Consider the following 10,817-nt stretch of genomic DNA (forward strand, 5'->3'; position numbering starts at 1 on the left):
CATCCCCCTGACGGAGGACCCCCAATGACCATCCACGACATCGTCATCCCGGCGCTGCAGGCGGTCACCATCCCCATGTGGACGCTGATGATCGTCGCGCCCCACTGGCACGTGACCAAGCGGATCACCGTGCCGCTGGCCGCGGTTCCCACGCTGGCCGGGGCCGTGGTCTACTTCACGGCCGAGGCCCCCGCGCTGTTCAAGGTGCTGTTCGGCTCCACGACCGCGCCGTTCGCCAACTACCCGGGCCTGGTCGAGTTCTTCGCCATCCCCAACATCAAGATCGGCGCGTGGCTGGTCGTCATCGCGCTCGACCTGTTCGTCGCGATGTGGATGTTCCACCGCCTGCACGAGCTGAAGGCCCCCACGTGGCTGCTCAGGACCATGGCGCTGTTCGTGTTCCTGCTCCCCCAGCCCACCGTGCTGGCGTTCCTCGTCGCCGTGGGGCCGCTCCTGAAGCGCCGCCTCAAGCTGCAGGCCGGCCCGTCCGGGGAGCCCGAGCGGCCGGTGAGCGCCTTCGTGTGACCGGCCCCTGAGGGGGCGGCCGGGGACGCCCCCGGGTGCGGCGCCCGCGCGGCGCGGGCGCCGCACCCGGGGGCGCGCGGAGGATGCGCGGAGGAAGGGACCGGACAACGATCCGGTCCCTTCCTCCGTGCTCTCTTCCTTTTCTCGCCTCCGCGCTCGCGCGCTCCCGCCCTCCCGTGTGCCCCCTCCGGGCGCACCCCGGCGGGTGCGCCCGGAGGGGTCATCCACGCCTCGGGAGCCCGGGGCGGGACCGTCAGCCCGGAAGCTCGGTCCCGTAGTGGTTGTCGACGGCGTAGCGCCACTTGCCGTCCGGGGACTTGACGGCGATGTCGGTGGCGGTGCCCTCCTTCTTGGTGGTCACGCCGTCCTGGGTGGTCTCCAGGGTGTAGGACACGATCATGAGCGCCAGGTCGCCCGCCTGGTAGGCGAGGCGGACATCGGCGGTCAGGCGCGGCTTCAGCTCCTCGAAGTACTGCTTGATGCCGGCCTTCATCTCCTCGCTCTTGGTGACCGAGACCCCCGGCTCGAACACCAGCACCGCCGAGTCGGCGTAATAGTCGAACATCCGCTNCCCCCCGGCTCGAACCCCAGCCCCGCCGAGTCGGCGTAATAGTCGAACATCCGCTCGACGTCGTGCGAGTTGAAGATCTCGGTGTAGGTATTGGCGAAATCGCGCCAGAACTCGATGTCTTCGGACATGTTTTTTCTCCTTCACCCGGAAAGGAAGCGGGAGCGGTTCGCGACCATACAACTCCACCCGCCCTCATCCGGGGCTCATCCGGGGCTAATCGCCCGCGGATGAGCCCCGGATGAGCGCCTGTCCGGGCGCCGCGGTCCACAATGTCGGCGACCGCTCCAGCGAGAAATGAGGCACGATGGATTCCGACACCAGGGAACTCGTGGACGCCACGCTCCACCAGAACCTCTCCGGCGCCGGGCTCGACCCGCGGTACGTGCGGGCCGAGGGCGACAGCCTGTGGGCGCGCGCCACGGACGGCTCCGAGGCCGAGGTGACCGACTTCGTCGGCGGCTACGGATCGCTGCTGCTGGGCCACAACGACCCCGAGATCGTCGCGCGGGCGACCGAGCTGCTGGCCGCCAGGACGCCGATCCACTCCCAGTTCTCCCGCCGCCCCGAGGCCGACGCGGTGGCCGGGGTCCTCAACACGATCGCGCACCGGGAGCTGGGCACCTCCCAGACCTACTACGGGGTGTTCGCCAACAGCGGCGCCGAGGCGGTCGAGGCCGCCGTCAAGCACGCCGAGATGGACCGGGGCCTGCGCATGCAGGCCCGGCTCACCGAGATCGCCGAGCACACCGGCCGGGCGCGCGAGGCGGCCGGGCAGGGGGCCTCCGCCTCCGCCGAGGCGCTGGCGCGCTACGGCGTCACGGCCACCGGCGACCGCGCCGCCGACCTGGAGGCGCTGCTCGCCGCGGCCGAGGCGCGCAACGCCGCCACCGCGGCCGCCGCACCGGTGATCCTCACCCTGGAGGGCGGCTTCCACGGCAAGCTCGCCGGAAGCGTCCAGCTCACCTACAACCCGGCCTTCCGCGAGCCGTTCGGCACCCTGGCCGCGCCCGCCCGCTTCGTCCCGGTGAACGCCGCCGACGCGGTGCGCACCGCCTTCGAGTCCGAGAGCGCGGTGCTGCTGGACCCCGTGGTGGACGGCGACACGGTCCGCGTGGAGGAGGTCCCCGCCCCGGTCTTCTGCGCCTTCTTCGCCGAGCCGATCCAGGGCGAGGGCGGCATCGTGCCGCTCACCGAGGAGTTCGCCAAGGAGATCGCCGCGGTCAGCGCCGAGTTCGACTGCCCTGTGGTGGTCGACGAGATCCAGTCGGGCAGCGGCCGCACCGGCGCGTTCTTCGCCGCGTCGCACATCGGCCTCAAGGGCGACTACATCACCCTCGCCAAGAGCCTGGCGGGCGGCGTCGCGAAGCTGTCGGTGCTGCTGGTGGCCGAATCCCGGTACCGCCCGGAGTTCGAGATGGTGCACAGCTCCACGTTCGCCCGGGACGGCTTCTCCACGCTCATCGCGCTCAAGACCCTGGAGGTGATGGAGCGCGACGGGGGCGCCGTGTACCGCCGGGCGGCCGAGCGCGGGGAGAGGCTGCGCGGCGCGCTGGAGTCCGTGCGCCGGGACTTCCCCGAGGCGGTCGCCGACGTGCGGGGCAAGGGCCTGCTGCTCGGGCTGGAGCTGCGGGACCAGTCCGCCTCGCCCTCGGAGTCCATCGCGGGCGCGCAGGGCGCCGACATCCTGGGCTACCTGGTCAGCGGCTTCCTGCTGCACGAGCACCGGGTGCGGGTGCTGCCCACCGGCAGCGCCTCCAACACCCTGCGGATGCAGCCCTCCGTCGGCATCTCCGACGAGCGGATCGACCGGCTCGAGACCGGCCTGCGGGCGGTGTGCGCGGCGCTGCGCGACGCCGACGAGGCGACACTGCTGGGCTACCTGGGGACCAGGACCTTCTGATGGCACTTGAGCTGCTGGCCCCGCCGCCCGGCGCGGCCTCCGACGAGGGCTCCGGCGGCGGCGCGGCCGCCGGCGGGGCCTCCCCGGCGCTGCGCGCGGAGATCGCCGCGCGCTGCGGGGAGGAGGCCGCCGCCTGGGCCGTGCGCACCGCCGCCGGTCTGGAGCCGTGCGAGGTGGACGCGCTGCCGGAGCTGGTGGCGCTGTCCGTGGCGCACCGGCTGCACCACGCCGAGGAGCTGCCCGCCCCCGTCGTCGGCGAGGTGCGCACCCTGGTCGCCGCGCTGGCCGAGCAGGACGTCGACCTGGGCCGCTGCCTCGGCCTGATCCGCCTGGCCCACCGCCACCTGACGTTCGCCCTGATGGCCGACTGCGCCCTGATCGAGGACCCCGACGAGCGCACCGCGGCCACGGCCGACACCGCGGCCCGGGTGTTCTCCGCCGTGGACGAGCTGTCGGTGCTGGTGTCGGAGCAGTACGCCGCCGCCCGCACGCGCTGGCTCGCCGGTCCGGTCGCCGAGCGGCGCGACGTGGCCGCCTCCGTCGTGCGGGGCGACCCCGTGGACCCGGACTGGGCCACGCACAAGCTCGGCTACGACGTCCGCCAGAACCACGTGGCGCTGGTGCTGTGGGGCGGTTCCGACACGCGCGGCGCCGAGCTGCGCGGGACGGCCCTGCGGCTGCTGACCCGGCTGGGGTGCCGGGCGACGCTGCTGGTGCCCATGGGCGACGGCCGGATGTGGGCCTGGGGCGCCGCTCCGCTGGCGGAGGTGGAGGACCTGGCCGCACCGGCCGCCGACGAGGGCGTGCACGTGGCGGTGGGCCTGCCCGGCTCCGGGCTGGAGGGGTTCCGCACCTCGCACGCGCAGGCGGCGTCCGCCGCCGGCATCGCCGCCCGCGGCGCCGCCCCGGCCGGGGTGCACTCCTACCGGAGGCTCGAACTGGGGGCCCTGCTGGCCCGCGACGAGCGGGCCGCCGGGGAGTTCGCGCGCCGGGAGCTGGGACCGCTGGCCGGGGACACCGCCTCGGCCCGGGTGCTGCGCACCACCCTCAAGTGCTACCTCGACCACGACCGCAGCGTGGCCACCGTGGCGCGGCGGCTGCACGTCGCCAAGAACACCGTGCTCTACCGCATCAAGCGGGCCGAGCAGATGCGCGGCCGCCCGATCGGCGACAACCGGCTGCAGCTGCACACCGCCCTGTACCTGGCCGACACCTTCGGCGTGTCCGCTCCAGAGCGGACGCACACCGCCTGACGGCGCCGTGCGCGGCTCCGGCCGCCCGCGCGCCCCCGCCCCACGACCCACGAACACCGGGGAAGGCATGAACATCTTGGATCACCGACCCAACGATCCCGTCGCCGTCGTCGGCCTCGCCTGCCGACTGCCCGGAGCCCCCGACGCCCCCTCGTTCTGGCGCCTGCTGGCGTCCGGCACCAGCGCGATCACCGAGTCCGACCGGTTCGCCGAGGCGGGCACGGTGCGCTGGGGCGGGTTCCTCCCCGACGGCGAGACGGGCACCTTCGACGCCGGGTTCTTCGGCATGTCCCCGCGCGAGGCCGCGGCGGCGGACCCGCAGCAGCGGCTGCTGCTGGAGCTGGGGTGGGAGGCGCTGGAGGACGCCGGAATCGTGCCGGCCGCGCTGCGCGGCGCCGCCGCCGGGGTGTTCGTGGGGGCCATGGCCGCCGACTACGCGGCCATCGCCGCCCGGACCGGGGCGGTGACGCGGCACTCGCTGACCGGCCTGAACCGCGGGGTGCTGGCCAACCGGCTCTCCTACGCGCTCGACCTGCGCGGCCCCAGCCTGACGGTGGACTCGGGGCAGTCCTCGTCGCTGGTGGCGGTGCACACCGCCTGCGAGAGCCTGCGCTCGGGCGAGTCCGAGGTCGCGCTCGCGGGCGGCGTCAACCTCATCCTCACCCCGCAGAGCACGGTGGAGGCCGAGCGGTTCGGCGCGCTCAGCCCGGACGGGCGGTGCTTCACCTTCGACGCGCGCGCCAACGGGTACGTGCGCGGCGAGGGCGGCGCGGTGCTGGTGCTCAAGCCGCTGCCGGCCGCCGAGCGCGACGGCGACACCGTCTACGCCGTCATCCGGGGCAGCGCCGTCAACAGCGGCGGCGCCGCGCCGACGCTGACCACNGAGGCGCAGCGGGCGGTGGTCGAGGCCGCGCACCGCCGCGCCGGGACCGGCCCCGACGAGGTCGGCTACGTCGAGCTGCACGGCACCGGCACCCCGGTCGGCGACCCGGTCGAGGCCGACGCGCTCGGCGCGGCCCTGGGCCGCGCCCGCTCCGCCCCGCTGCGGGTGGGGTCGGTCAAGACCAACATCGGCCACCTGGAGGGCGCCGCGGGCATCGCCGGGCTGCTCAAGGTGGTGCTGTCGCTGCACCGCGGCGCGGTGCCGCCGAGCCTGAACTTCTCCGAGCCCAACCCGGCGATCGCCTTCGACGAGCTGAACCTGGCCGTGCAGCGGGAGCTGGAGGAGGAGGCGGACCCGGTGTCCGCCGTGGCCGGGGTGTCCTCCTTCGGCGTCGGCGGCACCAACTGCCACGTGGTCGTGGCCGCCGCGGCCCGGGAGCGGGCGGAGCGGCCCGCCGCCGATGCGGACCGGCCGGTGCCGTGGGTGCTGTCCGCGCGGACCGAAAAGGCCCTGCGCGCCCAGGCGGACCGGCTGCTCGGCGCGGTGGAGGGGCCGGACGCCCCCGCGCCCGACGACGTCGCCTACACGCTCGCCGCCGCGCGCACGCACTTCCCGCACCGCGCGGTCGTGCTCGACGGGCACCGGGAGGGCCTGGCGGCGCTGCGGGACGGGATGCCCGCCGCGGACCTGGTGCGGGGCACGGCCGCCTCGCCGGGGCGGACGGTGCTGGTCTTCCCCGGCCAGGGCTGGCAGTGGACCGGCATGGCGCGCGAGCTCTTGGACACCGCGCCGGTGTTCGCCGCGAAGGTCGCCGAGTGCGCCGAGGTGATCGACCCGATGATCGGCGGGTCGCTGGAGGATGTGCTGCGGGACGCGCCCGGCGCGCCGTCGATGGAGCGCAACGACGTGGTGCAGCCCGCGCTGTTCACCGTCATGGTCGCCCTGGCCGCGCTGTGGCGCGCGGCCGGGGTCCGGCCCGACGCGGTGATCGGCAACTCGCAGGGCGAGATCGCCGCCGCGCACGTCGCCGGGGCCCTGTCGCTGCGCGACGCCGCGGCGCTGGTGGTGCGGCGCGGCCGCCTGGTGGAGCGGCTGCCCGAGGGCGGCGGCCTGATGTCGGTGCCGCTTCCCGCCGCCCGGGTGCGCGAGGACCTGGCCGCCTGGGAGGAGGGCCTGGACGTCGGCGCCGTGAACGGCCCGTCGGCCACCATCGTCTCCGGCGGTGTGGAGGCGCTGCACCGGCTCCGGGAGCGCTACCTCGCCGACGGGGTCTCGGCCCGCATGGTGGCCGCCGGGTACGCCTCGCACTCGGCGCACGTGGAGACCCTGCGCGAGGACCTGCTCAGCGCCGTGGCCGACATCGAGCCGCGCCGCGCAGAGGTGGCGCTGTACTCCACGGTGACCGGCGCCCTGCTGCCGGACACCTCGGCCATGGACGCCGAGTACTGGTACCGGAACCTGCGCCGGACCGTGGAGTTCGAGCAGGCCGCGCGGGCCGCCTTCGCCGACGGCCACACCACGTTCGTCGAGTGCAGCGCCCACCCCGTGATGGGGGTGGGCATCACGCAGATCCTCGAAGGCGAGGACGCGGTGGTCGCGGGCACGCTGCGCCGCGACGAGGGCGGCCTGCGCCGGTTCCTGGCCTCGCTGGCCGAGGTGCACGCCGGGGGCGGGGCGGTCGACTGGGCCGGGGCCGACTGGGAGGGGCTGCTCGCGGGCCGCCCGGTCCGCCGCGCCGCACTTCCGGGCTATGCCTTCCAGCGCGAGCCGTACTGGCTCGACACCGGGGACGGGGACGCGGGCGCCCTCGCACCGGCACCCGCCCCGGCGGCCGGGGCGCGCGTCGCGCCAGCCGCCGCCCCCGCCCCGCACGAGGGCGGCCTGGACCCCGACCGCGCGCTGGACCTGGTGCGCGGCGCGGTGGCGGCGGTGCTGGGCCACGCCTCCCCCGGGGCGGTGCCTGCCGATGCGACCTTCAAGGAGCTGGGCCTGGACTCGATCGGCGCGGTGGAGTTCGGCAAGGCGCTGGCCGGGGCGACGGGGCGGGCGATGACGTCCACGCTGACCTTCGACCACCCCACGCCCGCCGCGGTCGCCGCCCACCTCGCCGGGGGCGGCGGCGCCCCCGGGGACTCCGCCCCCGCGGGCGGGTACGGGGCCGACGAGCCCATCGCGATCGTGTCGGCGGCGGGCCGCTGGCCCGGAGGGGCGGACACCCCCGAAGCGCTGTGGCGCATCGCGGCCGAGGGCATCGACGCGATCGGCCCCTTCCCCGCCGACCGGGGCTGGGACCTGGACGCCCTCTACTCCCCCGACGAGCCCCGGACCGGCACCTCCTACACCGACCAGGGCGGCTTCCTGGAGGGGGCCGACCGGTTCGACGCCGCGTTCTTCGGGGTGGGTGCGCGCGAGGCCACCGCGATGGACCCGCAGCAGCGGGTGCTGCTGGAGACGGCGTGGGAGGCCGTGGAGCGCGCGGGCATCGAGCCGGGGTCGCTGCGCGGCAGCGCGACGGGCGTCTTCGTCGGGGTGATGCCGCCGGAGTACGGGTCGCGGCTGCACCAGGCGGGCGAGGCCTACGACGGGCACGCGCTCACCGGCGGGCTCACCGCGGTCGCCTCCGGCCGCCTGTCCTATGTGCTGGGACTGGAGGGGCCCGCGCTCAGCGTGGACACCGCGTGCTCGGCGTCGCTGGTGTCGATGCACCTGGCGGTGCGGTCCCTGCGGCGGGGCGAGTGCGACATGGCGCTCGCCGGGGGCGCGACGGTGATGTCCTCGCCCGGCATGTTCACCGAGTTCTCCCGGCAGCGCGGGCTGGCCCGCGACGGCCGCTGCAAGCCCTTCGCCGACGCCGCCGACGGCACCGCCTGGGGCGAGGCGGCCGGGCTGGTGGTGCTGGAGCGGCTCTCGGACGCCGTCCGCAACGGGCACCCGGTGCTGGCGGTGGTGCGCGGCTCGGCGGTCAACCAGGACGGGGCCTCCAACGGCCTCACCGCGCCCAACGGCCCCTCCCAGGAGCGGGTGATCCGGGCGGCACTGGCCGACGCCGGGCTGCGGCCCGGGGAGGTGGACGCGGTCGAGGCGCACGGCACCGGAACCGCGCTCGGCGACCCGATCGAGGCCCAGGCGCTGCTGGCCGCCTACGGGGCCGACCGCCCCGCACCGCTGATGCTCGGGTCGGTCAAGTCGAACATCGGCCACACCCAGGCGGCGGCGGGCGTCACCGGGGTGATCAAGATGGTGCAGGCGCTGCGGCACGGGGTACTGCCCCCGACCCTGCACGTGGACCGGCCCTCCCGGCACGTCGACTGGTCCTCGGGGGCGGTCTCGCTGCTGACCGGGACCGCGCCCTGGCCCGAGACCGGCCGTCCGCGCCGGGCCGCGGTGTCCTCGTTCGGCATCAGCGGCACCAACGCGCACCTGATCCTGGAGGAGGCGCCCCCGGTGCCCGACCCGTCCGGTGCCCCTGCCGGGACCGGACGGGAGCCCGGCCCGGTGCCGTGGGTGCTGTCCGCGCGGACCGAACAGGCCCTGCGCGAGCAGGCCGCCCGCCTGCACGCGCACCTGGCGGACGCGCCCGCCTCCGACGCCGATGTGGCCTTCTCCCTGGTGCGGACGCGGTCGCACTTCGAGCACCGCGCCGTGGTGGTGGGCGAGGGCGACCGGCTCCTGGACGGCGTGGCGGCGGTGCGCGACGGGGCCGAGTCCGACTCCGTGGTGCGCGGCACCGCCCGGCCGCAGGGCCGCACCGTGTTCGTCTTCCCCGGCCAGGGGGCGCAGTGGGCGGGCATGGCCCGCGAGCTGCTGGACACCTCGCCGGTGTTCGCCGAGGCCGTCGACCGCTGCGCCCGCGCGCTGGAGCCGCACATCGACTGGTCGCTGAAGGACGTGCTGCGCGACGCGCCCGGGTGCGCCTCGCTCGACCGCGTCGACGTGGTGCAGCCGGCCCTGTGGGCGGTCAACGTGGCGCTGGCCGAGCTGTGGCGGTCGGCGGGCGTGCACCCCGACGCGGTGATCGGCCATTCGCAGGGCGAGATCGCCGCCGCCGTCGCGGCCGGGGCGCTGACGGTCGAGGACGGTGCCGCGGTGGTCGCGCTGCGCAGCAGGGCCATCACCCGCATCGAGGGCGACGGCGGCATGGCGTCCGTGCCGCTGCCCGCCGACGAGGTGCGCGAGCGGCTCGGGCCCTGGGGGGCGCGGCTGGACGTGGCCGTGGTCAACGGCCCCTCGGCGACGGTGGTCTCCGGCGACGCCGACGCGCTGGCGGAGATGGTCGAGGCCTGCCTCGCCGACGGCGTGAACGCCAAGGTGATCCCGGTCAGCTACGCCTCGCACTCGGCCCACGTGGAGAAGGTGCGCGAGGAGCTCGCCGAGGTGCTGCACGGGATCGCCCCGCGCGGGACCGGCCTGGACTTCTACTCGACCGTGACCACGCGCGCGCTGGACACCGGGCAGCTCACCGCCGACTACTGGTACGAGAACCTGCGGGCGACCGTCCGGTTCGAGGAGGCGGTGCGCACCGCGCTGGAGGACGGCTGCACCGCGTTCATCGAGATCAGCCCGCACCCGGTGCTGACGGTCGGGATCGACCAGATCACCGGCGACGCGCTGGTCACCGGGACGCTGCGGCGCGGCGAGGGCGGGCTGGAGCGGTTCCTGGCCTCGCTCGCGCGTGTGCACGCCGAGGGCGGCCGGGTCGGCTGGGACGGCGTGCTCTCCGGCGCGGCGGTCCCGCTTCCGACCTACCCGTTCCAGCGCAAGCGCTTCTGGGTGGACCCGGGCGGGCCGGGCGGCGACGTGAGCGCCACCGGGCTCGACACGGCCGGGCACCCGCTGCTCGGCGCGGCGGTGGAGCTGGCCGGGGACGGCGGACTGGTGCTCACCGGCAGACTGTCCGCCGACACCCACCGCTGGCTCGCCGACCACGCGGTGTTCGGCCGCCCGCTGCTGCCCGGGACCGGGTTCGTGGACCTGGTCCTGCACGCGGCCGGGCAGGTCGGCGCGGCCGGGGTCGAGGAGCTGACGCTGGAGGCGCCGCTGCCGCTCGGCGGGGACGGCGGCGTCCGGGTCCAGGTGGCCGTGGGCCCACGCGACCGGGACGGGCGGCACACGGTCGGGGTGTACGCGCGGGCCTCCGACGGCCCGTGGACCCGGCACGCCCAGGGGTCCCTCTCGGGCGCGGCCGGGCCCGCCGCCGGGACGCCGGACACGGCGCCGCCGCCGGAGGCGGCCGAGGTCGACGTGGAGGAGCTGTACGCCCGGCTGGCCGACCAGGGCTACGACTACGGCCCGGCCTTCCGCGGCCTGCGGCGGGTCCGGCGCCACGGCGAGGAGATCTTCGCCGAGGTCGCGCTCGCGGACGAGGCCCCCGGCGCCGAGGGGTTCGGTGTGCACCCGGCGCTGCTGGACGCGGCCCTGCACCCGGTCGTGGGGCTGGCGCTCGCCGACGAGCGGGTGCGGCTGCCGTTCTCCTGGAGCGGGGTGCGGCTGCACGCCGCGCAGGCCCCGCGGCTGCACGTGCGCATCGCCCCCGCGGGCACGGACGCGGTGACCCTCACCGCGACCGATCCGGACGGGCGTGCGGTGGTGCAGGTGGAGTCGCTGCGGCTGCTCCCGGTCACGGCCGAGCAGCTGGGCGGCGCGCGCACCGCACCGCCCCTGCACCTGGCCTGGGAGCGGCTGCCG

At 76.0% G+C, this 10,817-nt stretch carries 5 protein-coding genes; 4 read left to right on the plus strand and 1 reads right to left on the minus strand.

Features of this window, described 5'->3' with window-relative positions:
* The first annotated feature begins 24 nt into the window (after nucleotides 1-24).
* On the plus strand, nucleotides 25-525 hold the full coding sequence (locus tag D476_RS0129400) for an abscisic acid-deficient protein Aba4 family protein (protein ID WP_017627462.1): 501 nt from the start codon (nucleotides 25-27) through the stop codon (nucleotides 523-525).
* 253 nt (nucleotides 526-778) lie between these two features.
* Here D476_RS0129400 and D476_RS39985 read toward each other — a convergent pair whose 3' ends face one another.
* On the minus strand, nucleotides 779-1,282 hold the full coding sequence (locus D476_RS39985) for a YybH family protein (protein WP_338036263.1): 504 nt from the start codon (nucleotides 1,280-1,282) through the stop codon (nucleotides 779-781).
* 118 nt (nucleotides 1,283-1,400) lie between these two features.
* On the opposite strand from D476_RS39985, the gene D476_RS0129410 reads away from it, so the two are divergent.
* The 3 genes from D476_RS0129410 to D476_RS35035 all read left to right on the plus strand — a co-directional run.
* Complete coding sequence (locus D476_RS0129410; RefSeq protein ID WP_017627464.1) at nucleotides 1,401-2,996, plus strand: aspartate aminotransferase family protein; 1,596 nt, start codon at nucleotides 1,401-1,403, stop codon at nucleotides 2,994-2,996.
* Complete coding sequence (locus tag D476_RS0129415; RefSeq protein ID WP_017627465.1) at nucleotides 2,996-4,249, plus strand: PucR family transcriptional regulator; 1,254 nt, start codon at nucleotides 2,996-2,998, stop codon at nucleotides 4,247-4,249. Before D476_RS0129410 ends, D476_RS0129415 begins: the two co-directional genes overlap by 1 nt.
* 67 nt (nucleotides 4,250-4,316) lie before the next feature.
* On the plus strand, nucleotides 4,317-10,817 hold a 6,501-nt coding region (locus D476_RS35035; RefSeq protein WP_017627466.1), incomplete at its 3' end, for a type I polyketide synthase.

This window comes from Nocardiopsis chromatogenes YIM 90109, assembly GCF_000341185.1.
Classification (GTDB): Bacteria; Actinomycetota; Actinomycetes; order Streptosporangiales; family Streptosporangiaceae; genus Nocardiopsis_A; species Nocardiopsis_A chromatogenes.